14 protein-coding genes and 5 pseudogenes are annotated in these 26,182 nt (G+C 58.3%); 15 read left to right on the top strand and 4 right to left on the bottom strand.

The window, feature by feature from the left end; genetic code table 11:
• Positions 1-130: 130 nt before the first annotated feature.
• A pseudogene (locus tag F758_RS43835) lies at positions 131-880 on the top strand (IS256 family transposase); the annotation flags it as partial.
• Between the two features lie 301 nt (positions 881-1,181).
• Here the strand turns inward: F758_RS43835 and F758_RS43830 are convergent.
• The 3 genes and pseudogenes from F758_RS43830 to F758_RS0113520 form a co-directional block, all read right to left on the bottom strand.
• Positions 1,182-2,432: pseudogene (locus F758_RS43830) on the bottom strand (IS256 family transposase).
• 311 nt (positions 2,433-2,743) lie between these two features.
• Entirely contained in the window at positions 2,744-3,103 is a 360-nt protein-coding gene (locus tag F758_RS47630; protein WP_024508369.1) for an integrase core domain-containing protein, read from the bottom strand.
• Between the two features lie 155 nt (positions 3,104-3,258).
• Entirely contained in the window at positions 3,259-4,002 is a 744-nt protein-coding gene (locus tag F758_RS0113520) for a hypothetical protein (protein WP_157449993.1), read from the bottom strand.
• 730 nt (positions 4,003-4,732) lie between these two features.
• Between F758_RS0113520 and F758_RS0113510 the strand changes: the two genes are divergently transcribed.
• From F758_RS0113510 to scpB (F758_RS43810), 6 genes and pseudogenes are all read left to right on the top strand, one after another.
• Positions 4,733-5,005: a hypothetical protein gene (locus tag F758_RS0113510; protein WP_024508367.1), complete on the top strand. Its 273-nt coding sequence runs from the start codon at positions 4,733-4,735 to the stop codon at positions 5,003-5,005.
• Positions 5,006-5,428: 423 nt separating this feature from the next.
• Positions 5,429-5,695: a DUF3551 domain-containing protein gene (locus F758_RS47625; protein ID WP_084305331.1), complete on the top strand. Its 267-nt coding sequence runs from the start codon at positions 5,429-5,431 to the stop codon at positions 5,693-5,695.
• A gap of 670 nt (positions 5,696-6,365) precedes the next feature.
• Positions 6,366-6,746 (top strand): annotated as a pseudogene (gene scpB, locus F758_RS51800) (SMC-Scp complex subunit ScpB); the annotation flags it as partial.
• Positions 6,747-7,139: 393 nt separating this feature from the next.
• On the top strand, positions 7,140-8,687 hold the full coding sequence (locus tag F758_RS46455; protein WP_024508364.1) for a site-specific integrase: 1,548 nt from the start codon (positions 7,140-7,142) through the stop codon (positions 8,685-8,687).
• Between the two features lie 165 nt (positions 8,688-8,852).
• A complete protein-coding gene (locus F758_RS0113490) occupies positions 8,853-10,466 on the top strand; it encodes an AAA family ATPase (RefSeq protein ID WP_084305327.1) in 1,614 nt (537 codons plus the stop codon).
• Between the two features lie 68 nt (positions 10,467-10,534).
• Positions 10,535-10,905: pseudogene (scpB, locus tag F758_RS43810) on the top strand (SMC-Scp complex subunit ScpB); the annotation flags it as partial.
• A 189-nt stretch (positions 10,906-11,094) separates the two neighbouring features.
• Here scpB (F758_RS43810) and F758_RS0113475 read toward each other — a convergent pair.
• On the bottom strand, positions 11,095-11,337 hold the full coding sequence (locus F758_RS0113475; RefSeq protein WP_024508362.1) for a hypothetical protein: 243 nt from the start codon (positions 11,335-11,337) through the stop codon (positions 11,095-11,097).
• 220 nt (positions 11,338-11,557) lie between these two features.
• Here F758_RS0113475 and F758_RS0113470 point away from each other — a divergent pair, with 220 nt between their 5' ends.
• The 8 genes and pseudogenes from F758_RS0113470 to F758_RS43800 all read left to right on the top strand — a co-directional run.
• Positions 11,558-11,899: a type II toxin-antitoxin system PrlF family antitoxin gene (locus tag F758_RS0113470; RefSeq protein WP_024508361.1), complete on the top strand. Its 342-nt coding sequence runs from the start codon at positions 11,558-11,560 to the stop codon at positions 11,897-11,899.
• The gene (locus F758_RS0113465) at positions 11,896-12,402 is read left to right on the top strand and encodes a type II toxin-antitoxin system YhaV family toxin (RefSeq protein ID WP_024508360.1); all 507 of its coding nucleotides are present in this window, start codon (positions 11,896-11,898) and stop codon (positions 12,400-12,402) included. Before F758_RS0113470 ends, F758_RS0113465 begins: the two co-directional genes overlap by 4 nt.
• A gap of 672 nt (positions 12,403-13,074) precedes the next feature.
• A complete protein-coding gene (ku, locus tag F758_RS0113460) occupies positions 13,075-13,983 on the top strand; it encodes a non-homologous end joining protein Ku (protein WP_024508359.1) in 909 nt (302 codons plus the stop codon).
• 761 nt (positions 13,984-14,744) lie between these two features.
• Complete coding sequence (locus F758_RS0113450; RefSeq protein WP_024508357.1) at positions 14,745-20,297, top strand: trifunctional serine/threonine-protein kinase/ATP-binding protein/sensor histidine kinase; 5,553 nt, start codon at positions 14,745-14,747, stop codon at positions 20,295-20,297.
• A 536-nt stretch (positions 20,298-20,833) separates the two neighbouring features.
• On the top strand, positions 20,834-22,090 hold the full coding sequence (locus tag F758_RS43805) for a glycosyltransferase (protein WP_349542690.1): 1,257 nt from the start codon (positions 20,834-20,836) through the stop codon (positions 22,088-22,090).
• A gap of 99 nt (positions 22,091-22,189) precedes the next feature.
• Positions 22,190-23,386 carry an MFS transporter gene (locus F758_RS0113440; protein WP_024508356.1) on the top strand — a complete coding sequence of 399 codons (1,197 nt, stop codon included), beginning with the start codon at positions 22,190-22,192 and terminating at the stop codon, positions 23,384-23,386.
• A 39-nt stretch (positions 23,387-23,425) separates the two neighbouring features.
• Positions 23,426-24,280 (top strand): alpha/beta fold hydrolase, encoded by an 855-nt coding sequence (locus F758_RS0113435; protein ID WP_245286488.1) that lies wholly within the window; start codon positions 23,426-23,428, stop codon positions 24,278-24,280.
• A 1,320-nt stretch (positions 24,281-25,600) separates the two neighbouring features.
• A pseudogene (locus tag F758_RS43800) lies at positions 25,601-26,182 on the top strand (glutamine--fructose-6-phosphate transaminase (isomerizing)); the annotation flags it as partial.

Here is a 26,182-nt window from a genome sequence, read left to right as displayed (position 1 = left end):
GGTCTCAGGCAAAAATTGCGAAGACGAGCAGGGAGCTATCGCTGAAAGTTGGTGACGGCGGAAATCGGAAAGGCGGCATATCATGGGGGTGCTTGACACCTCCACTTCTCCACCGAAGGAGCGATATGCCGTGTCCAAAGATAACATCACCAAGCTGATTCAGCCAGGAAACGTCGACGATAAACTCACCTAAATCTTGCGCAATGGGGCGCGTGCTCTGTTGGCCCAGGCGGTCGAGGCCGAGGTCGCGAACTTTTTCGGCAAGCATGCCGATTTGAAGACCGCGGACGGCCACCAGCGCGTCGTGCGCCACAGTCACCTGCCGGAACGTGAGGTGATGACCGGTATCGGTCCGGTCGCGGTCCGCCAGCCGCGTGTACGCGATCGCGAAGCGGGCGCTACCGACCCCGACCGCATCCGGTTCTCTCCGTCGATCCTGCCGCCCTACATGCGCCGCTCGAAATCGATCGAGATGCTGCTGCCGATCCTTTACCTGAAGGGGATCTCCACCGGCGACTTCTCCGAGGCTCTGGCGGCGCTGCTCGGCAAGGATGCTGCCGGGTTGTCGGCCTCGGCCATCGGCCGTCTGAAGGACGGTTGGCTCGACGAACACACAGCGTGGCAGCCGCGATTTGTCGGCCAAGCGCTACGTCTACATCTGGGCCGATGCCATCCATCTCCAAGAACGCCTCGAAGACGAAAAGCAGTGCATCCTGGTGCTGATCGGCGCGACGCCGGAAGGCCGCAAGGAACTGGTCGGCTTTACCGATGGGGGGCCCGCGAGAGCGCGCAGGACTGGCGCGATCTGCTGCTCGACCTGAAGCGGCGCGGGCTCGACGTACCGCCGCGGCTCGCCATCGCCGACGGCGCGCTCGCGTTCTCCACCTTCTTCAGCCGTTCCCGAAGCTGGTCTTCGATCGACATACCCTCGCTCCTCGGAAGAAACGAGGCCACCAAGCCAAACGGCCGTCAATCACCAAGAGCACGGCGTCCACACATCATTGCAAGCAGGAGCGGAGCGCTCGCGCACCTGTTGCGCTCAAACAGGCACCTCGCGGCCTTTGCCGGATGCTTTCGAGTCAAAAACCACATGCTTTAACGGGGGCAACTCCAGCTCGGTCACCCAAACTCCGGCATAGCTCATTTCGGAGCTATGGCTGATTTTGGGTGGCTCGGTCTGATCAGGCGGCGTGGCTTTCAATTTTCGGAATGACTTCGATTCCGTCGGTGAACTTTACACCGGCGATGACTTTCGGCAACTGTTTCTTCTCTTCAATTGCCGCCAGGTCTTCGATGCGGTGTCGATGAGCTTGAAAACCATCAGCTTCGCGGTTTGTTGCGACAGCGATCCCTTGGTCCGCACCGTTCGGTGGCGCACCGTGGCGAAGGCGCTCTCGATCGGGTTCGAGCTGCGTAGGTGGATCCAGTGCTCAGCAGGAAGTCGAAGAAGGCGAGCAGCGCGTGGCGATCCTTGATCAGGCACTCCACCGCACGTTCGTATTTGACGTGGTATTTCTCGACGAAGACGTCGATCGCGGTTTCAGCTTCGGCCCGGTGTGGGGCCAGATAGATGTTCCGCAGGTCGTTCTTCATGGGGCCCTGCACGGATTTGGCGACCTTGTCGAGTACGTTGCTCACTTTATGGCACCAGCATCGTTGATGACGCGTGCCGGGAAAGGCCTCGTCGAGTGCCTTGCAGAACCGAGGGCGCCGTCGCCGATGGCGAGTTGCGGGGCAATCCGTAACCCGCGTTGCCGCAGGTCGATCAGGAGTTCGCGCCAGCTCTGCGCGCTCTCGCGCATGCCGGACTGGAAGCCGATCAGCTCCTTCTTGCCTTCCGGCGTGGACCAATCAGCACCAGCATGCATTCGCTGTGATCTTCCATGCGGGCCTGCAGGTACACGCCATCGGCCCAGATATAGACATAGCGACGCGCCGACAGATCGCGTCTCTGCCAGCGTTCGTACTCGACCTGCCAATCGGCCTCCAGGCCGGCGATCACCGAAGGCGACAGGTTCGGCGCATCCTTGCCGAGCAGCGCCGCGAGCGCCTCCTAGAAGTCGCCAGTCGAGATGCCGCGCAAATAGAGGACCGGGATCAAGGCATCCAGGCCCTTCGTCCGCCGCGCCCATAGCGGCAAGATTGCCGAACTGAAGCGGAGGCGGTCGCCTGGCCCACTCGCTCCGCGGTCGCGGACCTTGGGACGAGCGACCTCCACCGGACCGATGCCGGTCGCAATCTCGCGCACCGGACCGTGCCCAAGTCGGACCAGGCGCGCTCGACCGTCGGGCAGCGTCAGACTGGCCGTGCTGGCCAGAAATGCGCCAACCTCGATCTCGATCGCCTTGGCAAAGAGGTCCCGCGCCGGCTCGAACGATATCGGTCAGTGGATCATCAACCGCGGACGGCTGACGGAAAGCAAGAACATTGATAGTCTAGGCCATGGCGTATCGCTCTCCTCGAGAGGTTCTGGCAGGCTCGTCACCCGCCTCGATACGCCGCCTTCCTCACACCGTCATCACCCAGATTCCGCCATAGCTCAGTATTTCGAACCTCCCGTCATGTAGTTCGAGAGATTCCAGGAGCACTTCTTGTACCATTTGGGTGGGCGATACGCTTGGTGGCTTCGAAGATAGTACAACGTCAATTAGACCGATGAATGAAACAGTGAAGTGGACCCCGGGAGCAGGACCACTGACGCCGCCTTCTTAGTTGGAAGTCTCGCCGCTCCGATTTTCTGATATCAGGCCGCCAGGGCCTCTGTCTGCGTCTGTTGTTGAGGTTGTGGGCATGTGGGCAACGCCTCTTCGGCGTTGTCCACCATGTCCACAGCCTTTGCTGTAGCGCCGGCGCGCCAGACCGCCATCGGGGTGCGATAGCCGTGTGCCTGGTGCGGGCGCTCCTCGTTATAAAAGGCGATCCAGTCGGCGAGGCCCGCGTGCAGCTCTTTGATTGAGCGCAGACGCCATTGGCTTGATTGCTCGCTGCTTGCGGCGCGCTGTTGTAGCGATCCTGCGACTGCATTGGTTTGGGCGCCTGTCGCTGTTTTTGACGCTGTTGTGCCCAGACAGCCTCTCATCCGCCCGAAGCAATCTCTCATCATTGCCGTTTCGTGTAACCGAGGCGCACTCGCCGTCAAAACCGAATGATGCCCGCCTACGGCCTGCCTCTCATTACGGCAAGGCGCTTTGCGCTTTTGACCGCGCTGCTTAACAATTACCAAGCTTTTCGACGGTGGTGCGACGCAGCTCCGTTTGCTCAAATCACCTTCCCAAACCCGTGCCGGAATTGCTCGATGTCCTTCCAGTTGAGATCCTCGGCACCGGTGGTCGCCCGATCCATCAGTGCCTTCATCAAATCGTCAAATCGGGAGGGACTGGGAAAAACCTTCTGCGTCCGGAAATGCTCATATCCCTGGCGGTACGTCCTGAAAGGTGGGGTGCCGGTCCCCGGTAACGCGTAGTTCGCATTGGTGCGGAAGCGTTGAACGCGAAATTGGCACCAGTTGGCGAATAGCTCGCGTGAAAGCAGATTTTTCCGCCACCAGTAATACTCATAAAGCATCAGCACCCAGTAGGATCGGACCGCGCTGTTGAAATCCTGCTCCGTGCGGGCCTGACTAATTTGCCGCTCGATCTCCAGATAGTCCCTTATGCAGGCCGCCTCGACATCATACTGCTTGAAATGATGCCCCTGACGCAGGGTCCGAAAGCCCGCAAAACCGGCGAGCAGGAGGAGCCCTGTCTGAAGGGGAATAAAGAGGATATTCACGAGGTAATAGTAGTCCCCATTACGCGTGTCTTTCGTCGCGTCGCGAGGAAATACGCGATGCACCACGTCGGGCGATACCGGTCGAAACAGGACATGGTGGTGATGCGGCTTGTGAGCGGCCGGCCAATACAGCCAGGAAAAATAGGAAAGTCCTGCGGCAAAAAGGATGCCGATAATCCCGGGCCAATACCGGAAGAGGCCGGCGAATGCATACCGGAAAAGCTTCATCACAAATCTGCCGACCGATAAGGCGGCCGCTGTCAGCCAATCGTAGATTGACCTTACGAAGTCAGCCGCGAACGATAGAAATCCTTGAAATGCAGTCGAGATTGCTCCTAGGGCACGTGACGTGCCGCGCGCACAGCGGTTTGCGATGGCCGCTGTTCGTCCAGCCGCCCGTCGTCTCAATCTTCGGAAAGACCTGCCGACCCTGTCCCGCAAACTCGCAGGCATGCGCGGTCCCCATGACGCTCAACCCCAACCATTCTATCTGAACGGGAAATTCATCCAAGCGCGATTTGCGCAGCGAAAACGATGAAAAGGTCTGGTAGCCGGCTCTTTACGCGACTTGACTCAACGGCATGACACGTCAACAGGTCGGTGACCTGCTGTAGCAAATGATGAACGAGGCGCCGAGTGGCTGTAAGAGCCGTCTCGGACGCCGCGTGCCTTATTCCGGGAAAGCCCGTATCGACCTGCGTTAAGCTCTCTAGACGGCAATACTGGGAAACGATGCGTTTTGGGTCTAGGCTTGCTGCCACCGGGACTGGACTGCATTTATTCACGCTGGACATTTTGAACCCGGAGGGCCGCCGGCGGTAATGTCGGGGGCCTCCTTCAAGGAGACGGCAATGAGGGTTGGGCTGCCCTATATCGCGATTGGCGTCTGCGCCATGATCGCAGCCTGGCTTGTGATGAACTGGCTCGTCTAACGAGTCAGAGTTATGCGGGGGACACGTCAATGCATGATTGGAAGAGCGAACTCGATGCACTCGTCGCTGAAACGATGGCGTTCGCCAAATCTCTGGAGGTCGAGATCGAGCTGCCGCGGCCTCAGCGGAAGGAAATGGTCGAGCGGGGTGGCCTCAGCGTGCCCGACCATGCCGGCAGCGAACGCGATGAGATCAGGAAGCGAGTCGAGAGCTTCAAAGCACATCAAGAGCGCTTCATACGCGAGCGCGAGGAATATGCCGATTCGTTGCTGCGCCGGATCAGGCCGATCACGAAATCCTAGAACAGCTCGTTGAACCCTTTCATGAACTCCGCCAGGGCCCTCAAGTTGGGGAGCCGAAGCATTACGCGCGCGATGGCAAACCTGAGGGCTGTGAACTTTCCGCGTTCCGGTCATTGATAGGCTCACCGTAGACTTACGGCCGACGCGAACCGGCTCCTTCCGCGACGTGAGAGTTCGGGAGCTCGATTTGTTGCTTGCGTCGGCCGGTGTTTCCGCCGCAGATGCGCTCATCACGCTGGAAAGGTGCGTTTCTTCCTCCAGAGAGCAGGAATGCTGTTCCGAAGCCGGAGGGCTCACACTCAAGCTTCTTTCGAAGACGATCGGCCTACGGAGGGCGACCGCCTGTTTGCCATTGATTAAGATCAAGACATCAAATCCGGATCCTCTATCCTCCAGCATGACTTAACGGAGGCTAGAGGTCTCATGCGCAACCTTGTGTTTATCGGTGTGCTTGCACTTCCCATCCTCGTCGGGGTTGGATCGCCTTCGACCGCCGCACCGCGGGGGCGTCCGTACATCTCTCCGGCTCGGCAGGACGTTTATTGCCTGCAGGGACGTACCTGGGGATATCCGGGCAATTGCCAGTTCTCGACCTATGACCAGTGCATGGCCACTGCATCCGGCACGTACGCCTATTGCGGTATGAATCCGATCTACGCCTTCCAACGACAGGGAGGACAATTGCGCTGATGTGTGATCGTCAAGCGTGATTGAAACATTTGTCTGAGTATTGCTCACATCAATGGGCCTGCCGGGCAAGGTTGAGAGACTTTGGACTTCTGCCTGATCGGACCGCCGCGAGTGCGATCGCGACGCTATCTCCTCAGGTGCATCGAGACGCGAAGCAACAAGGATTGGGACGCAGTGATCATCGGCGTCAGGCGCCGTTGGGCGTGGCGTTTAATTCCAATTAAAAGAAAAACAACGCGAGAGCGTCAAACAGACATCTGCTTGTCGCGTCTCTGTCAGCTTCTTCTTCCATGGTGATCTATCGGCTGTTCTACTTTGGGTAGTTTGTCGCGTGACACTCCTGACGCGAAATCTCGCTACCTGCTAGAGAATGAGGGAGATCGCCAAATGTTCGATGCCCCACGACTGCGCTCCTACGGGTGGTTCTCGACGAGGTCTGCAAGAACCTTCCGCGGTACGATACCCGTGCTCGCACCCTTGTCGCCTCGAAAATTCTGGAAGTCGCCAGCGCAGGTGAAAGGAGGCCTGACTACCTCAAACAGATGGGTCGCGAGGCTCTTTCCAAGCCCAGATAATGTGGCGTTAGGTTCACCGAGGCTTCCCGCCGCAGCCGCTCTTCCTAGAATCCATACGACCGTTCGGCCCAACGCAGCAGCACGCGCGCATCCCGATCCGGGCTGCGCTCGGCGCAGGTAACCATGGCACGACGTTGTCGCAGACCGAAGCTCTGATCCTCGCCTGCATCGCCTACTACCAGCCAATCAATCGCAGCGAATTGTCATCCTTCTTCGGCAAGGAGGTCAGCCGCGATACCATCGCCCGGCTGCGCGCTCTCGAGTTCATCGCTGCCGGGCCGCGCAGCCCCCAGCCCGGTGCGCCCTACACCTACGTGACGACCAAGGCGTTCCTGTCGCACTTCGGCCTGGAGACGCTGCGTGATCTTCCGGATATGGAAATGCTCGAGGAGGCGGGCCTACTCAGCAAGGACAAAATGCTGGCCGGGGAGTTTCCGGATCCCTTGCCAGCACATGACGATGACCAGGATGATGACGAAGAAGCAAGATCGGACAGAGACAGGCTAGCCGCATTTGCCAGATGTCGGCAAGCAAATGGCTTGCTTTCATCGCCGAAGCCCTTTTCGCTGGCAACGAGAAAGCACCGGGTGTCCAAGAGGAGTGATTCGCCGCCTAGATCTCCTGATGGCCGATGACCTTCATAGCCTTATCGCCGGCGTGCTGCAGCAGATGACCCGCGCGGAGCTAAGCGAAGCGCCTCAGCGGGTCGCAGGGCTGATCGTGCCAAACGCAGATGGCCTCTCAAGGCTGAAACAGGGGTTCGATTCCCCTTGGGAGCGCCAAAGCTGTCCTAAGCTCCCGATATCGCTAAGAACTTTCCGGTTCGGCTTCCTCGTCTGCTACGTCTTCGTGCTACGGGAAGCGATGGAATGCCGCGTGTCTCTCACCTGATCAGGCGTAACGGTGTCTACTGGTTCAAGATTGATCTACCCGACGACCTTGCTGGTCGGTTTCTTCCATCACCGGTCCCCGACATCGTTAAGCAGCTCGAAAGCCCAAGCCGACGCGGCCATCTCAAGACGGCGATTTGGCTGTCGCTAAGAACCGCCGTAGAGCGAGAGGCGAGGCAGCGCGTCGGGATTCAAGCAGCGCGGCATGCAGTACTTTTCGAGGCAGCTAGAGCCTTCTTGCGCCATGGCGACACTGCCCCGGATCGAACCGAGCTGCCGCTCGACCACGGTCTGATGCTGCGGTCGCTCGGCGAATTGACGATTGAATGTTCCATTAAGCCTGATGCCGCTCGTTCATCTCTTCCCTGCCGCCCTGCTTTTCGGGATGCGCTTGAAAGGGGTTCGGGAACACAGAGCGTTGCATCCGACGATGATTGGACGATCTCGAAAGCGTTCAAGTCTTGGTCCATAGGAGGTGGTGTCAAAGGTGCGAAGAAGCCTGCACCGAACACCGTGATTGAAGCGGAGGCTGCACTTCGTAGGTTCGTGGAGTTGCATGGGGACATGCCTGTCCACCAGATCGGCAAAGCGCACGGACGGGAGTTCCGGGATGCCATAGCGAAGATACCTAAAGGACTTTCAGCAGAGCTGAGACTGCTGTCCCTTAACCAACTTCTAGAACGCGATCTAAGCGCCTATGAGACGCGATCTGCGACGACTATCAACAAGTCGCTGACGCTGCTTGGGGCGGTTCTAGCCCGTGCAGAACAGGATGGTCATTTCGATGGCACGGGATGGCGAAATCCGTTTGACGTGGCCTTCGACGTTGATCCGGCAGATGAGGATTACTATGAGCCGTTCAGCAAGGACGAGCTGAACCGATTGCTCGCGACCAGGATCTTCTCAGCCGGTGAGCGGCCTCGGCGCGGTCGTGGCGACACTGCGAAATGGGCGCCGTTGGTGGCGCTGTTTCAAGGCGCTCGGCGAACCGAAGTCATACAGCTCCTCGTGGATGACATCGGCAAAGATGCCGAGACGGGTCTATGGACTCTGCGCTTCGACCGCGAAGGGGATAAGCGCATCAAGACCGTGTCCTCTATTCGCCGCGTTCCGGTCCATCCTCAACTGATCCAGCTGGGATTTATCGACTTCGTGCAGAGACGCCGTAAATTTGTTGGACCATCGGGAAGTCTTTGGCCTGGTTTTGAAGATCGAAGCAAGCTCAAAAGCCGTGCCAACAAGTGGAGCGAGTGGTTCAACGGCTATCTTGTGCAGCATGTCGTTGATAATCCGATTAAGAAGTTTCATTCATTTAGACATACCTTTAAGAGGTTTGCCCGAGCTGCGGGCCTTGATGAGGTAATCATCAATCACTTGGTAGGGCACTCCAACAAGAGCGTGGGCGCTCGCTACGGTCGCAAACGCGACGCCGATGGGGTCAGAGACAGTGGTTATCCTACTCTCCGGCTCGCAGAAGAAATCAGCAGGGTACGCTTTGATGGAGTTCGCTTCGAGGGCATAGCATAGTGACCAACTCATAGCATAGTGACCAACTCATAGCATAGTGACCAACTCGGCTGATGATCGGCACTGGTTGAACATTAATGGCCCCATACTCAAGTAGCGGTTGCCTTCACGGATAAAACTCGCTTTAGCTGCAATCGCAACTATTGCGCAGGGAAGGGATTCGGAGTGACGTTCAATTTTTCTGTAACGCGAGTGGGTGGCCCGCCTTTGGAATTTCAGATGCAGATTGGGGAGGTTGTCTTCGTTTTGGGCGCAAACGGGACCGGCAAATCCAGCTTGATGCATCGGTTTTATGCGAACAACCGGCAAAAGAGCCGACGCATTTCTGCGCATCGTCAGACTTGGTTCGAATCGAATGCCATACAAATCTCTGCACGGCAGAAACGAGATACCGAAACCAACGTTTTGAGCTGGGACACGGACCCGTCCTCCCGGTGGCGAGATCACTTATCTGCCGTGCGGCCTAATTTGGCAATTTATGACCTGTTGGACGCAGAAAATGTCCGAGCTAGGAAGATTGCGTCCGCTGTTGATGAAGGGAACATAGATCTCGCAAAAAAGCTGTCAAAGATAGATGCCCCGATCAAAATCATAAACGAGCTTCTAAGACTTTCGGCCCTGCCGATCGAAATATCGGTCGAAAAATCCGAGCAGGTTTTCGCGAGCAAAAATGGAGGTCCGCGATACAGCGTTGCGGAATTGTCAGACGGCGAGCGCAATGCTCTGCTTCTTGCTGCTGACGTACTTAACGCCGAATCGGGCACACTCTTCCTGATCGATGAACCGGAACGACATCTACACAGGTCAATAATATCCCCGTTACTCACCTTGCTGTTCGAGAGGCGGCTAGACTGCGCGTTCGTGATTTGCACTCATGACGTTCTCCTGCCCATCGATAATCCAAGCTCTCGGACGTTGTTGCTTCGATCTTGCGTTTACTCCGGGTCAACTGCCTCTGCTTGGGATGCCGATCTTGTCGTGACCCCCGATGAAATTGACGACACTCTGAAGAAGGACATTTTGGGTTCGCGCCGTACATTGCTATTTGTCGAAGGGGAAGAGCATAGCTTGGACAAGCCGATTTACAGCTTGCTGTTTCCCCGTGCCTCGGTCATCGCAAAGCAGAGCTGTCGAGATGTTGAACATGCGGTGGCAGGAATCCGGGACGCTGCGGAGCTTCATTGGCTGCGAGCTTTCGGCATCGTTGACAGCGACAATCGAGACGCGATGGATATTCTGAAGTTGAAAGAAAGGGGCATTTACGCCGTTCCGGCGGTTTCAATTGAATCGATTTACTACCACCCATATCTTCAAGAACGGGTTTGCGAAAGGCAGTCTAAGATTACCGGCGCAGATGCGGCCGCAAATCTCGAAGATGCTAAGAAACGGGCGCTCCTATCAATCGGTCCACACGCGCAACGACTGAGTGAGCGTATTGTTGAGGCAAAGATACGATCGGAGCTGATGACGAAGTTGCCGCGTCGGAAGGACATCGCAACTGCGCAGCCAATCACCGTAGAGATCGACATTCCTACGATAGTTGCTTCCGAAAGAGTAACACTGGAAGCCGCAATCGAAAAGAACGATCTTGCTTTTTTGATTAGACGGTACCCCATTCGTGAAACACCTGCGCTTACGGTCATCGCTGAAGTTCTGGGCTTTCAAGGTAGGAAGCAATACGAAAGCGCGGTTCGGCAATTGTTAATGGATGATGCAGCAGGCCTTTCATTTGTCCAAAGTTTGTTCGGTACCTTGGGCGCTGACATTATGGCCGCTTGATCAGGCGCCCATAGTTGCCAGGTCGGCGGATGCCGGAGCCTTCCAGGTGAGGTCTTCTCCGGCAGCTACGCCCGCTCTCGCAGCAGGAAAGCCTGTTCCTGATGTGCATCGTCTACTATCAGCCGATCACCCACGGCGAGCTCTCCCAGTTCTTCGGCAAGGAGGTCAGTCGCGACCTGATCGGCCACCTTGGGGTCTCGGATCCATTGCATAGGGGCCGCGCGCGCCCCAGCCCGGCGCGCCGTATACCTATGTAACGACGAACGAGTTTCTGTCGCACTTCGGTTTTAATACGTTGCGCGACCTGACGGATATGGAGGCGCTCGAGGACGGGGGGCTCCTCAGCAAGAATAAGATGCTCGCCGGCGACATTCCTGTTCTCGAATCGGAACACGGCGCCGACGTCGGCCTGGATGACGACGGCACCGGAAGCGAATGAAACAGGACGTCGTTTCGCGGCGCCAAGGTGCCATACGATTCGTGGCTCTGTGCACGACCTGATTCGTTTGAGTTGGTAAAGAGGGGGAGGGTATCTGCTGCCGACCCGCTTGCATTCGCAGTATGCGTGAGTCAAACCGCCGTACCGCTGCGCTTCGAAAAGCGGCGGAGCATGAACGGTGAAACTCGTCTAGGGAGTGGTCGAAACCCTCAAACTTGCGGATTTCTGTTTCGTATCGTTGGCGTTGCCCGTCACCGAAGCGTTGAGGCGAAAACTGGCTTCCACGCGATAAAGGCCAGGGCCGCGCATGACGACGGTAGTCGTTCCGCCGCCTGAGACGATTGCGGGCGGATCCTCGTAGACCGTCGTCTGGTCGCCATTGATGGTTCGCCTGGTCGCGACCTGGAGCTTGCGGCTTTGATAGTCGTACATCTCAATTCGCGAACCGGGCGGCATATGCCGCCCGAAAGTTCTCAATTTCAAGCACACGGACCAGCGCCATGCTGCGTTCCCTCCGCTCGTTCGTCAGGGGAAAACGCACCAAACGGGCAGAATTCCGCAGCTCTCGGCCAGCTCCGTGCTAGCCGACATGAACTTGACTTACAATGCAAATGCATTACATCGGATGGTGTGACGATGCAAGGAGCCGGCCATGGCCAAGACGGCTGAAATCCTCGAAATCCCCGCGACGATCACGGAGCGCGGTCAGACGACTGTGCCGGCCGCTATCCGAAAGATGCTGGCTCTCGGCAAGCGTGACCAGGTCGTGTTCCGCGGCCTCGCTGACGGAACGGTCGTAATCGCGAAGAAGCCAGAGCGTGAAGACGAGGCCGACCCTGTGATCGGGACGTTCCTCGAATTCCTGGCACGTGACATGGCTAACGAGCCGGCACGAATTCGGCCGCTGCCGAAGTCGCTGGTGGCGCGCGGCAAGGGCTTGGTCAAGGGCGTCAAGGTCGACCTCGACGCAGCTCTTCCGGATGACGAGACTTGAGCGATGGCGCCATCGAAATCAACGGTTGGGCAATCTATGCGCATCCGCTCTTTCTCGACCAGCTCGAAGCGATGATCGAGACAGTTGAGAGGGCGCGCAAAAAGGATCCGAAGGGATACAAGAAGAAGCGCGCCGCAAAGCTCCTTGCGGCCGTGCTGAAGGTCGCGTTCGAGGATATTCCCGGCGATCCGACCCGCGACGTCTATCGTCAGGGCGCCACTCTCGGCAATGAATACAAGCATTGGTTCCGCGCGAAATTTCTGCAGCAGTTTCGCCTGTTTTTTCGCTATCAGCCATCAGCTGACGCCAAGGTCATCGTCCTGGCCTGGGTCAATGATGACTCGACGCTGCGCGCCTATGAGAGTGCCAACGACGCCTACGCTGTGTTTCGGAAGATGTTGATGCGCGGCAACCCTCCGGACGACTGGATGAAGCTTGCCGAAGCGGCTCGATCGACCGAAGCGAAGCGCCGTCTTCGGAAGGCTGCTGGAACGAAAAAATAGCAAACTTCGGATTGGGGGAGGGGATTTGGACAAGCCGCGGACTAACCGGCGTCGTGGCTTCTGGAGGAGTACCGCAGAAAACTAGCTCCCGGGGCAGACCGCGCGACCGCCCCCACGACCAACAACGGAATCTAAATCGCTTGCGTGCAGACCTTGACGCGGACCTTAGGTTTCTCCAACCAAACTGCTTGGCTGACGCCTTTTACCGGAAGGAGCAACCTCCAAAACGCACAGCCTGCCTCCCTTGGTCCTTTTATAAGTCCGGCGGGAAACCACGGCTTTGAATTCTTCTCGTCTGAGAGAAGATTAACTAGACCTCGCTCTTTATTCCAATCATCAAAATCTACGCGTCTGGGCAACTCCGGGATGCCCTCTAGAACTTCCTTTCTGATCCACGTCATGGCACCTCTCACCATAAATCCGTTCTTGACGTGACTCACATCCGACCGCTCTGGCCATCGAGCTGTTGGCGACCTACCCCACTGTGCTGGCGACCCATATCGCCCACCGCGATCTCATCCGGAACGAGCTGCAAACGTCGAGCCTGGACCAGCTCCGATTGCGGTATCGTTTGGTGGTTCGTTAAGGGTTAATCGACGGCAGGGCGGGCGGAATGTCGGAACGATGAATACATCTTTGTCTTGAATCCATTCACAGTCCGGGATTTTGCGTATGGCCCCACGCGCCAACTGGAAGGGTTTTCTGCGTCTCTCCCTGGTCACCTGTCCGGTGGCGCTCTATCCTGCCACCTCCGACGCCGAGAAGATCTCCTTCAACCAGATCAACAAGAACACGGGCCATCGCATCCGCTACAAACGCGTCGATGCCGAGACCGGCGAGGAGGTCGAGAGCGAGGACATCGTCAAGGGCTTCGAGGTCGACAAGGACACCTACCTGGAGATGACCAAGGACGAGCTCGAGAACATCGCCCTCGAATCCACCCGCACCATCGAGATCGACGAGTTCGTCAAGCGCGACGAGATCGACCCGCGCTACCTGATCCGCCCATATTACCTGCGCCCCGACGGCAAGGTCGGGCACGACGCCTTCGCCGTCATCCGCGAAACGATCCGCGGCATGAACATGGTCGCGATCGGCCGCGTCGTGCTGACCACCCGCGAGCACATCATCGCGCTCGAGCCGCTGGAGAAGGGTCTCGTCGGCACGCTGCTGCGCTACCCCTACGAGGTCCGGGACGAGCAGGAGTATTTTGACGACATCCAGGATGTGAAGCTGACGAAGGACATGCTCGACCTCGCAAGGCACATCGTCAACCAGAAGACTGCCCACTTCGAGCCCGAGAAGTTCGAGGACCAGTACGAGACCGCGCTCATCGACCTCATCAACAAGAAGCGCGCCGGCCAGCCGATCGCGAAGAAGGAGCGGCCCGTCGCCGGTAACGTCGTCAACTTGATGGACGCGCTGCGTGCGAGCCTCGGCCAGGCGGGGGCGACCAAGCCGCCGAAGAAAGCGAAGAAGGCGACGGGTCAGAAGGAGATGCTGCTGCCGATCGAAGGCAAGAAGCCGAAGGAAGCCGCAGCGAAGAAGGCGGCGGCGAAGCCGCAGCGGAAGTCGGCCTAATCATTCGTCCGGCTCGCGCATGACCGGCGGTTCGTCGTCGCGGCTATTTTTTTCACGATCTTTCTCTTCGTCGTCATCCTCTTCATCGGGATGTCAGGGCGCTTTTGCGCCGCCCATGCTCCAGTCGATCGCGGTCCTCAGCTCCTCGAGCACGTGTGGGCTCGTTGTGCTGCTCCTCGGAGTTGCCCCAGCCGTCGTAACTCTCGTCTCCGACTTACGTTACGATCGGTTCTTGTTAACCCGCTTGCCCGGGGGCCGCTTTCCTCGGGAAAGCTGCGGACCATTCAGGGGCCGGCAGGCGAAAGGACTGCCTTGAACACAAGCGGCCTTCTTTGGACGGCTCCGGATAATGGCGCTCCCCCGCGAAGGTCTTCGGCGGGTCCTCTTGAAGGAGCGTCTTGGATCGCGCCACCACATCCCGAGCCCTTGCAATGAGCTCGGCATCGTTAATCACCTCGACACGACGATAGCAATCACCTTGATGCCTGGCATCAAGCATGGCATTTGCCATCGCTCCACCTCCACCGATCCGCTCATGCCACTCTGTATCGCAGGCAAGCTTCGTGATCGCGAGGTGGGTGCCTCATGTGGGTACCGCTGGTCGGCCATAACTCACGCCGGCCTTTCGGTCGTGCGCTCATTGGGTGTTGCGAACCTCGGCCACCATCCGTAGCCTTGACGTGACCCGGGTCGAAATTGTTATTTCGCCCAATATGCCGCAGATTTCTGCCAAAATTTGGTCTGACCGACCGGGCGGTCGAATGTCGCAGGATCCTCTCAACCCAACTGTCTTGCCCCTAAAGGGAGATCAGGACTTCGACCTTTCGTGGGAGGACGGTGATTGCGTCTTCTGCCGCGCGTGGCATCGCAAGCTTGACGATAGCCCGCAGCGCGTGCTCATCGTCCGACCGGCCTCGGAACATCCGGCCCGCGCTACGCTCGATCGCCTCGCCCATGAATATAAGCTCAGGGTTGAGCTAGACGCCAACTGGGCGGCACGCCCCAAGGAACTAATCCGCCGCGCAGGCCGGACCAATCTGATCTTGGAGGACCCGGGCGGTAAGCCGCTCGTGGAGCTAATAGGCGCACCGATTGAGCTCCAGGAGTTCCTGCGTCTTGCAGTCGGTATCAGCGCGAGCCTAGCTAAGGTCCACGGGTGGGGGCTGGTGCACAAGGACCTAAAGCCCACTCATATCCTGGTGGATTGCCCCGATGGGCAGGTGCGCTTTACCGGTTTTGGTCTTGCTTCGCGGCTTACCCGGGAAAGGCAGACCGCCGAGGCGCCCGAGTTCGTTGCTGGTTCACTTCCCTACATGGCGCCCGAACAGACCGGACGTATGAACCGGTCAATCGATTGCCGCACTGACCTCTACTCACTTGGCGTCACGCTTTACGAGATGCTCACCGGCTCACTGCCGTTCACCGCTTCAGATCCTGTGGAGTGGATACACTGCCATATCGCGAGAAAGCCAATACCACCTATCGAAAAGTTGCAGAGCGTCCCGAAGCCGGTTTCTCAGATCGTGATGAAGTTGCTCGCCAAGAGCGCCGAGGAGCGCTACCAGACAGCGGCCGGCGCTGCACAGGATCTGCGCCACTGTCTCATCGAATGGGAGACCAACGGGCGTATCGAGCCGTTTGAGCCGGGCGAACACGACACACCGGACCTACTGCTGATCCCTGAGAAGCTCTACGGCAGAGACTGCGAGATCAAGGCCTTACTCGCTTCTTTCGATCGCGTCGTGAAGAGTGGCGCGCCGAGCCTGGTGCTTGTCGCTGGCTACGCAGGTATCGGCAAGTCCTCACTTGTACAAGAGTTGCACAAAGTGCTCACGCCCTCGCGCGGGCTGTTCGGGGCGGGCAAATTTGACCAGTTAAAGCGCGACGTTCCGTATTCAACCCTAGTCCAGGCGTTTCAAAGCGTTGTCCGACCTCTTCTCGGCAAGAGCGACGACGAGCTGGCAATTTGGCGCAGGACACTCCTGGAGGCGCTCGGCCCGAATGCGCGCCTTATGGTGGACTTGATCCCCGAGCTGAAGCTGATCATCGACGAGCAACCCGCCGTTCCCGAGCTTCCGCCTCAGCAAGCGCAAATGCGTTTCCAACTGGTGTTTTCCCGCTTCGTTGCCATATTCGCCCGGCCGCAGCATCCGTTGGTCCTCTTCCTCGACGATTTGCAGTGGTGTGACGCGGCAACGCTCGACCTGCTTGAGAGCCTCCTGAGCCGGTCGGATCTGCACCTGCTGCTCATTGGTGCGTACAGAAGCGGCGAGATAGAAGAAGGCCATCCGCTCCAACGAAAACTCGACGCCCTCAGGAAAGCGGGCAGAGAAATAGAAGCGATCACACTGGCGCCGCTTACCTCAGAGCACGTCACCCAACTGGTCGCTGATGCGCTTCGCTGCAAGGCAGACTCGGTTGCGGCGCTCGCGGAGCTGGTACATCAGAAGACGGCGGGCAACCCGTTCTTCGCCCTCCAATTCATTTCTGAATTGGCAGAGGAGAAACTGCTGGCGTTCGATCACAAAGCGGGAAGGTGGTCCTGGGATCTCGATCGCATTGTCGCAAAAGAGTACACTGATAATGTGGTGGACCTGATGCTCGGGAAACTCACTCGCCTCCCGACCGGGACTCAGAGCGCGCTGCAACAGCTGGCCTGTTTCGGGAACATAGCGGAAGGAGCGGCTCTTTCAATTGTGCTCGGGGCTTCGCAGGAGCAGATGCACACGATGCTCTGGCCGGCAGTCCGACAGGAGCTGATCGCGCGACACGGCGGCTCCTACAGCTTCATTCACGACCGGATTCAAGAGGCCGCGTACTCGTTGGTTCCGGAAGAGTTGCGTGCTCCGACGCATCTGCGTATCGGTCGGATACTGGCCGCACATACCCCTGCGGAAAGCCGTCAGCAGGCGATCTTCGATATCGTCAATCAACTCAACCGGGGTCTTGCGTTAATCACCTCCCGTGAGGAGCGGGTCCAGCTGGCTGAGCTCAACCTGATCGCCGGCCAGCGTGCGAAGGCGTCGGCGGCCTACAGCTCGGCGCTCAAATATCTGGTTGCCGGCACGATCCTGCTTCCGGAAGACTCCTGGCAGAGCCAGAACGAGCTCACTTTGACACTGGAGTTGAACCGGGCCGAATGCGAATTCCTGACGGGCGAGCTGAACATTGCGGAGGAACGCCTGTCCGTCCTGTCCAGGCGTGCTCTGAACGCGGTCGAACAAGCAGCGATCGCATGCCTGCGCGTCGATTTGTACCTAACGCTCGGCCAGACCGGGCGTGCAGTGGCGGTTGGCCTCGACTATCTCCGCGATGTCGGAATTGACTGGCCGCTCCATCCAAGGGAAGAGGATGCCCAGGCCGAATATCAGCGGATCTGGTCCCAATTGGGCGCCCGGAAGATCGAAGATCTTGCTGGATTGCCCCTAATGACGGACCAACGATGGCTTGCCACCTTGGCGGTTTTGACACGGATCCTGCCTCCAGCCGTGTTTACAGATCCTCATCTATCAGCTCTCGTCATATGTCGAGCCGTCAATATCAGCCTCGAGCACGGCAACTGCGACGCCTCGTGCGCGCATTACGCTTGGCTTGGCAGAGTCCTAGGCGGCCGCTTCGGTGACTACCAGGCGGCGTACAGGTTTGGCCGGCTCGCCTGCGATCTGGTGGACGGTCGTGGGCTAGCCCGTTTTCAAGCTCCAGTCTATCTGGCTGTCGGAGCTAACATCATACTGTGGACCGAGCACGTGCGGGCTGGTCGCGATCTGATACGACGAGCTTTCGACGCTGCCGTCCATATCGGCGATCCGATTTTTGAGGCCTACAGCCTGATCCATCTAACTGGAAACATGATAAGTGCGGGAGATCCTCTCAAAGAGCTGCAAAGCGAGCTGGAGAAAAATCTCAAGACAGTTCGGAGTATGAAATTTCGCTTCGCGGCCCAGATGATAGCTGCTCAGCTGGGATTCGTTCGCAGCATGCGTGGCCTGACGCGCTCACTCGGGTCTTTTGATGATGAGGAGTTCAATGAGCTCGAGGCCGAGCGTTCGTTCGAGCGCCAGCCTGAACTGGCGTCCGGTCAGGTCAGCTATTGGATCCGCAAACTCCAGGCGCGCTTTCTGGCCGGTGATTATGCCGCCGCGATCGAGGCCTGCATGAAGGCGGAGCCGCGGCTATGGACCATCCCGACAGAACAGGCGACCGCAGAACTCTACTTTTACGGTGCGCTGTCTCGCTCTTGCCTTTGCGACAGTGTCACGGCAGAGGAACAGCAACGACATCAACATGTCGTAAGAGTCTATCACAAGCAGCTGCAGCAGTGGGCGGAGCATTGTCCTCAGAACTTTGAGCACCGCGCCGCTTTGGTCGGCGCCGAAATGGCGCGCCTCGAACATCGTGACGCGGAGGCGATGCGCCTCTACGAACACTCGATCCGGACCGCGGCAGTCAACGATTTTCCTCACCACGAGGCGATCGCCTTCGAGCTGGCGGCGCGCTTTTACGCTGCAAGTGGTTTCGAGAAGATCGCCTTCGTCTACCTGCGCGATGCGCGCTCTAGCTATCTGCGATGGGGGGCGGATGGCAAGGTGCGGCAGCTCGATGACACCTATCCGGATCTCAGTGAGGAAGGAGCGGCACGTGCCCTGACCATAACGAGGATCGGGGCGCCCGTCGAGCATCTCGACCTTGCGACAGTGATCAAAGTGTCGCAAGCGATCTCCGGCGAGATCGTTCTTGGAAAGCTGATCGACACGCTGATGCGCACCGCAATTGAACAGGCTGGTGCCGAGCGAGGTCTGCTGATGGTGCTGCGGAACGGACAGGCTGCTATAGAAGCGGAGGCTAGGATCTCGGGAAAAGCGCTCCTGGTGCAGATGGACAAGCAGCCCATAACCGCGGCGGCGCTTCCGGAGGCAGTGCTCCATTATGTCATGCGCTCGCGCGAGAACGTTGTTCTCGAAGATGCCTCTGCCCAGTCTTCATTTGCGGATGATCCATATGTACGCGCCCATCGGGCACGTTCCATTTTGTGCCTGCCTCTCATTACCCAGGGAAAGCTCGTCGGCATCCTCTACCTCGAGAACAATTTAGCTCCCGGCATATTCGCCCTAAGCCGGATTTCGGTGCTGAAACTGGTTGCCTCGCAAGCGGCAATCGCCCTGGAGAACGGTCGTTTATACCGCGAAGTCCAGGAACGAGAGGCGAAGATACGGCGTCTCGTAGACGCTAACATCGTCGGAATCTTCATCTTCGGTGCAAAGGGCGAGATTGTTGAGGCAAATCATGCCTTCCTCAAGATGGTCGGGTACAGCCGAGACGATCTCGTCGCCGGCCGACTGCGCTGGACGGACCTTACGCCGCCAGAATGGCGTGAACGCTCGGCGCAAGCGCAGGCGGAAATCCAAATGACTGGAGCTGTTCAACCTTTTGAGAAGGAGTACGTCCGCAAGGATGGCAGCCGAGTGCCCGTGCTAATCGGCTCGGCCGCGTTCGACGAGCGACAGGACCAAGGTGTTAGCTTCGTGCTCGACTTAACCGAGCGTAGGCGCGCGGAAGCTGAGGCCCGTGAAAGCGAGCGGCGCTATCGCGAGACTCTGATTGAGCTTGCACACGCCAATCGCGTTACCACAATGGGGCAACTGACGGCTTCGATCGCACATGAAGTCAACCAACCGATCGCCGCAGTTATCAGCAACGCGGAGGCTGGGCTAAACTGGCTTGATGCACAACCGCCGAATTTGGAGGAAATCCGACAAACGTTCGAGTGGATCATTAGCGATGGAGAACGAGCGGGCGACGTCATCGGACGGATCCGCGGGCTTATTAAGAAGGCCCATCCGCAAAAGCAGGAACTGGCGATCAACGAGTTGGTGCTTGAAGTGCTAGCCCTGACCCGTGCGGAAGTCGTGAAGAGCAGTGTCTCGGTACAAACCCAATTGGCCGAACGCTTGCCGCTCATTCGAGCGGATCGAGTGCAACTCCAACAAGTGATCCTTAATCTGATCATCAATGCCGTCGAGGCAATGCGCGGAACGGACGACGGCTTGCGGGAGCTGCGGATCAGCACGGATACAAATGGAGAGAGCGGCGTTCTAGTCAGCTTGCGCGATACGGGGCCCGGGCTTGATCGAAAAAATATGAACCACCTGTTCGAGGCGTTCTACACCACCAAACCCGATGGAATGGGCATGGGGCTAGCCATCTGCCGCTCGATCATCGAGGCGCACGGAGGTGAGATGTGGGCGGGCGCAAATGAGCCGCGGGGCGCCGTCTTTACATTCACGTTGCCAATAGAGTCAGACGATTTCGATTGAGGCGGGCCAAGATTCGGCTGGCGTCGCGCACAACCATGTGCCTCAGGCGTGGCGCTCGCGATAATCTGAAATGCGATCGTGCGAGATCATCAAAAACGCCTTGCATCTCACGTTGCGTCAGGTTGTAGCCTTCGAAGAACCTTGTCGCCTTGCAGGGATCAATAATTCATTGGAACTCGAGCGCCACCACACGAGCATTGAGCTCGCTTCAAGAGACTCGTGTCCAGTAAGCTCGTCGAGCGAGGTTCATCGATTTGCCCTGCCAGGGGGCTGCGCCACGGCGCGCCATCAAGGATCGACACGAAAGCGGTTGGCCAGACCAGGTCGACTAGATCTGCCGAATGAAGGCAAGCTCATCTTACGGCAGTTCAAACCGATTCAGTGGGACCCTTCGCGCTGCATTGCCTCCTCGTAGAGCATGTGGCGTGCTGGATTGGCTGATCCTGGCGCGCAGGCAATCTTCATTCCCCAATAATGACAGCAGCCGGAGCCCTGTGAAGGTTTCTAACGTGCGGCTGCCAAGGAGCTGAATCGCTGTGATCTCGTACTCTTTTCTTCTGGCCTCCTGGGGGACCTTGGGAAATCTTAGCCCCTTGCTCACGGCGGGGCGGTGGTTGCGCCGGCGCGGTCACCGGGTGCGGGTCATCGCTGATCCGGCGATGCGTCCAGAGGTCGAGGCCGCCGACTTCGAGTTCGTGACATGGCGCCGCGCACCAACAGAAATGGCCGCGGATCCGACAGATATCTCGAACCCGCAAGAGCGGATGCGCAGGGTGGTGTTTGAGCCCTGTTCTGCATACGCTGCCGATATCCAGGACGAGATTGGCCGCCGGCCAACCGACGCGGTTCTTAGCCTCGACCTTCTTTTTGGGGCGGCAGTTGGGGCAGAAGCGTCCGGCGTGCCCTTCGCGTTTCTTTCGCCTCACGTCAGCCTTCGGATTTTGCCTGGGCTGCCGCCGGCAACTTCGGGCTTGGCCCTGCCAAAGACGAAAGAGGAGCGCGCCGAAGTCGAGGCCGCGTGTTCGGCTTTCGCCGGAGCGATGAATGCCTCTCTTCCGATCCTGAATCGGGCCCGCATCGATTTTGGGCTCGCGGTCCTTGGGGATGTTATGCATCTGTTCGACCGCGCCGATCGGGTCCTGCTCGCGACCACTCAAGCTTTCGACTTCGAAGCTGACTCTCTGCCTGACAATTTCCGCTATATCGGGCCTTTGCTCGATACGCCGGCTTGTTGCAATTCGTGGCAAAGGCCCTGGTCCGCACCCGCCAACCGTCCCCGCGTGCTGATCGCCTGCAGCACAGGTGCGCAGGGCCAGCTTGCTCTGTTCCAGCGCGTTATCGACGCTGTGGGGACGCTTGATGTCGAGGCCGTGTTTACAACAGGTCCAAACCTGCACGCAGCCGAGTTTCGTGCTCCGGGCAACGTGCACGTGGTGCGCGGTGCTTCCCATGACCTGGTCATGAAGGAGGTTTCGCTCGTCATATCTCAAGGCGGTCACGGCACTGTCATGCGGTCACTGATAAATAATTTACCGCAACTCATTCTGCCAATGGGGCGAGACCAGTCTGCCAACGCAGCGCGAGTGGAGGCGAGGGGCGCCGGACTTCGATTGCCTCCGACCGCATCCGAAGAGGAGATCGCCGCAGCGGCAAACAGGCTGATCGTCGAACCTCAATTCGAATCCGCAGCCCGTAACCTCGGCGAGGCTATCAAGGCCGACATCGACAGCTCCAGGCTTGTGGACGAGATGGAGCTTGTCGCCGGCGCGAAACGCCAAAGAGATAGTCGCTGATGGCCCAGCTAGCTGGGTAGATGCGCCGTCCTGTTGCGGTCAAAACACGTCGCATCTGGCACATGGCGCAAGCCTTAGACGACAAAAGGGAAGACTGCCTTGCGCATTGAGCCCAATTCGGTCCCCTTCACGTTGCTACTTGGTCTGATGGCTTCGTTGCCAACGCTTGGAGCCGACATGATCCTACCAAGCCTGTCGGCAACAGGAGCGGATCTCGGTGCGACCTCAGCCGAAGTGGGTTTGATTATGAGCGTCTATCTCGTCAGCTTGGGTGCAGCACCTCTGGCTTACGGGCCGATATCCGATCGCTTTGGCCGCAAGTGTATCGTCGTCTTTGGCTGTGTACTTGTGGTCATTGCGAGCATCGGTTGCGCCTTCTCTGTTTCTCTAAGGCAGCTCCTGTTCTTTCGCGTACTCCAGGGAGCCGGTGCTTCCGCGACCGCGGTTGCTGCGGTCGCAATTGTCAGGGACATCTTTGATGGGGCGGCCGCTGCAGCAAAGATCTCCAACGTGATCTTGGCGATCTACCTTGTTCCAATGTTTGCACCAACGGTCGGCGCGGCGCTTCTCGCATTCAGCAGCTGGCGGGCAATCCATCTCTTCCCAATCGTAGGGGCATTGGTGCTGCTCGCAGCGATGTGCGGCTTTACCGAGAGCGCGAGGATCGATCCAAAGGCAAGGCTAAGCCCTGCTGCGATCCTGTGGAACTATGTCCGTCTTTCGCGGCATCCCATCTGCCTTGGAAACATCCTTTGCAATGCCGCAGCGGCCGGAGCTGTATTTGCCTACGTCACCGGTTCATCTCTGCTCTTGATCACCGGCTTGGGGTTCCATCCGCATCAATATGGGCTGATCTTCGGAGCAAGTGCCCTGTCCGTCATCGCTGGCACTCGGGTCAACATAATCCTGGGCGGCTTAGAGCTGGCGCCAACGAAGGTGGTTGCGTTGGGCCTCATCCTCTCGACCATGCTGGCGGCATGTCTCCTCGTTATGGCGCTCGCAGGAGGTCAATCGGGTGCCGTTGTGATCTTCGTGATGATCGGTGTCGCATTCTCGTTCGGCTTAATGTCGCCATGTCTTATCAACGAAGCGTTGGCGCCCCTGCCAGATATTATGGGCTCCATCAATGCCGCAAGAACTTTTGTGCAGATGATGAGCGCGGCTTTATCCAGTGCGGTGGTCGCGGGTCTTTTCGACGGGCATTCGGCATTTTCAATGGCCGTGGTGATGCTCGCTTTTTGCCTGCTGGCGGACGCCACCTACATCTGGATCGTTCTGTCAGCCAAGAACCTTTGAAGTCAGACAAAAGCAAGAGCCAGCTCAGGAGGGCAAACCGTGATCTCTTACGACAAGTTGCGGCCCGTGCTGTTGAGCCGTGATGGTGTGCGTTTGGCACATGTTGAGGCCGGGCCTGCTGGCGGGCATGTTCCTCCGCTACTGCTTATCAATGGCTGGACGGGAGACCACGGCATCTTCGCGCCCCAGATTACCTATTTCGCTCAAAGCCGCCGTGTCGTGGCCGTCAACCTTCGCGGTCACGGCGCTAGCGATGCACCAGAGCAGGAATACACGATGGCTGGACTTGCGGACGATGTTGCGTGGCAATGCGCTCAACTGAAACTGGAAAAGCCCGTGGTCATTGGCCACAGCATGGGCGGGCGGATCGCACTTGAACTTTGCGGCCGCAATCCGAACCTCGCTTCGGGAATGGTGATGATCGATACAATCATCATGCCACCCCCACGTTTACGAGAATCTCGCGAACTTCAAAATCTGCTGGAGGGCGTTGCCGGACCGACCTATCGGGCAGTGCTAAGGAACAGCGCATGGGAGCTCGGCTGCGATTTCGATGATCCTGATCGACGTAAAAGGATCTTTGAATCTTATGTACTTCCGCCGTGCGAGAAAACACCACAGCATGTGGCCTATTCGATGCTACGAAATGCGACGCTGAACTATGATCCCGTTCCTGCTGCAGAAGCTTGTAAACTGCCGATGGCCTATATTTCCGCGGACGTGCCGTTGGTAAAGATGGCGCGCGGTCTAGATCGGCTGCAGGAAATCTGCCCACAGCTTGTCGTGGCGAACACAATGCTTGCGGGACATTTCAACACGATTGAGGTTGCTGATCAGGTCAATGCCATGCTCGATCGGTTCCTGGCCGTCGGCCTCAACCGCCACAGATCCTGATGTGCGAGTGCGAGTGTCCCAAAGTGCGAGATCAACATTGCTGACGATGGCTGGTCTTTAAACGTCTGAAGCAGTCGTTGTACACCGATGCCTAGCAGCCGTTCTACCTTCTTCGTTCACCGCGACCACAACGTTTGCGAAGGATCTGCGACATCAGCCGATGCTCGGAAGAATGGAAGTCGATGTTGAATCAGCCGGAGAGAGATGTGGCGGACTATATGCTAGCGTCGTTAACGACCAGCTGCCCCGTCCGCTCCCCGGTCTTTGGGACTGGATGCGCTCGGAGCTTGACCGGCTGCTCCAAACTCGTATTCCACCACTGAGGACCAGGTGGCCCATCCAGGACAAGATGCCACTCGACGGTCGAGTGCTGACGCGTTTCGCCCTAAAGATGGTGTTTGCGTCCGGGACACGGTGGCTCCCATGGGCCAGTCCGACCAGTCCGCTCGCCTCGTTCGGATCAGGAGGCGGGCCCGATAGTTTGGGCGAGTTACGAGGAGGGTTCGTATGAGCGTAGATGAGCTGACAGACAGGCTGGAAAGGCCATCGAGAGCGAAATGGCGAGTTTTGCAAACGTTCGTATAGTTCTCCCAAGTCTCTCGATGTGGGAGAGTGAATTGCGTAGAGCTGTCTACGCGGCGGGTTGTAAACTTATGGGCAGGATGAATTCGGTTCGCGCCCAGCGGCTCTTGGAGCTATCGTTAGACGGCATCAAGCGCGCGGGCTGAGAAGAGGGGAGATCGACGTCGAAGATTGTGACACGTGGCGGTACGAAATGGCGATGATCCGACCGGCTCATCTTGGCTTAGCTGGCGACGAAACTGCAAGGCGAGATGCCGCCGTGGTGAGCCATCTCTGAGACACAGCTGGGCACGAAAAATGACGCTCGGCGCGAGAGGAATGGCGAGCTGACCGACAATCATGAGGTTCGGGGTCGTTAATCGCGGGACACGATGTGATGCGTCGACCTGCATTGAATGTGATCGACCCCTGGGGTCTGGCTATTCGCAAGAGATATCCCACTCAGCAGCCCTATTGCAGCTAGGATTGCGATCTTCCTTACTGCAGGTTGAGCCTGTTTCTGCTCACACGGAGTTGTTATGGGCGCGCCCCGAACTGCTCGGCTCACCGCCAAGCCGTCAGCTGACTTGCTGCTGCTTCCTGCGTCGTTTGGCTTGCGCTAGCCTGAGCTGCTCTGGGGCTGGGCGAGGTGATTGCAGAAACGGCGAGCGCTGTTGGACGTCTATTCGACGAGTGAAGTTCGCTACGACTTGGCACTTTGAAAATGGTTGTTCTTGAAACTGGAGGACATTGAGCTGCATGTGCGGGATTATGGGTATTTTGGGGCGTGGTCCGGTTGCGCAGCAGCTCATCGATTCACTGAGGCACCTTGAATATCGCGGCTACGATTCCGCTGGCGTCGCGACGCTGGAAGGTGACCATCTCGAGCGCCGCCGCGCCGAGGGCAAGCTGAAGAATCTGGAGAAGCGGCTGCGCGCCGAGCCGCTGGCGGGCCATACCGGTATCGGCCATACCCGCTGGGCCACGCATGGCAAGCCGACCGAGAGCAACGCCCATCCACATGCGACCGACAATGTCGCGGTCGTGCACAACGGCATCATCGAGAATTTTCGCGAGCTGCGCACCGAGCTGGAGCAGAACGGCGCCGAGTTCTCCTCCGANACCGACACCGAGGTGGTCGCGCATCTTGTCGAATCCTATCTGAGCAAGGGCTATTCGCCCCAGGATGCGGTNAANGCATCGCTGCCGCGTCTGCGTGGCGCGTTTGCGCTGGCGTTCCTGTTCAAAGGCCATAACGATCTCATGATCGGCGCGCGCAAGGGGTCGCCGCTCGCGATCGGACATGGCGAGGGCGAGATGTATCTGGGGTCGGATGCGATC

Origin of the sequence: Bradyrhizobium sp. ARR65 (genome assembly GCF_000472385.1) — a bacterium.
Lineage (GTDB): Bacteria > Pseudomonadota > Alphaproteobacteria > Rhizobiales > Xanthobacteraceae > Bradyrhizobium.
The sequence above is the reverse complement of the archived record's forward strand: the minus strand, read 5'-3'. Positions and strand labels throughout refer to the sequence as shown.

Bases quoted from the DNA above. Each gene is read 5' to 3' on its own strand.
- F758_RS47630 (WP_024508369.1), bottom strand. From the start codon at position 3,103: ATGATGAGAGATTGCTTCGGGCGGATGAGAGGCTGTCTGGGCACAACA.
- F758_RS0113510 (WP_024508367.1), top strand. From the start codon at position 4,733: ATGCATGATTGGAAGAGCGAACTCGATGCACTCGTCGCTGAAACGATG.
- F758_RS47625 (WP_084305331.1), top strand. From the start codon at position 5,429: ATGCGCAACCTTGTGTTTATCGGTGTGCTTGCACTTCCCATCCTCGTC.
- F758_RS46455 (WP_024508364.1), top strand. From the start codon at position 7,140: ATGCCGCGTGTCTCTCACCTGATCAGGCGTAACGGTGTCTACTGGTTC.
- F758_RS0113475 (WP_024508362.1), bottom strand. From the start codon at position 11,337: ATGTACGACTATCAAAGCCGCAAGCTCCAGGTCGCGACCAGGCGAACC.
- F758_RS0113470 (WP_024508361.1), top strand. From the start codon at position 11,558: ATGGCCAAGACGGCTGAAATCCTCGAAATCCCCGCGACGATCACGGAG.
- ku (WP_024508359.1), top strand. From the start codon at position 13,075: ATGGCCCCACGCGCCAACTGGAAGGGTTTTCTGCGTCTCTCCCTGGTC.
- F758_RS0113450 (WP_024508357.1), top strand. From the start codon at position 14,745: ATGTCGCAGGATCCTCTCAACCCAACTGTCTTGCCCCTAAAGGGAGAT.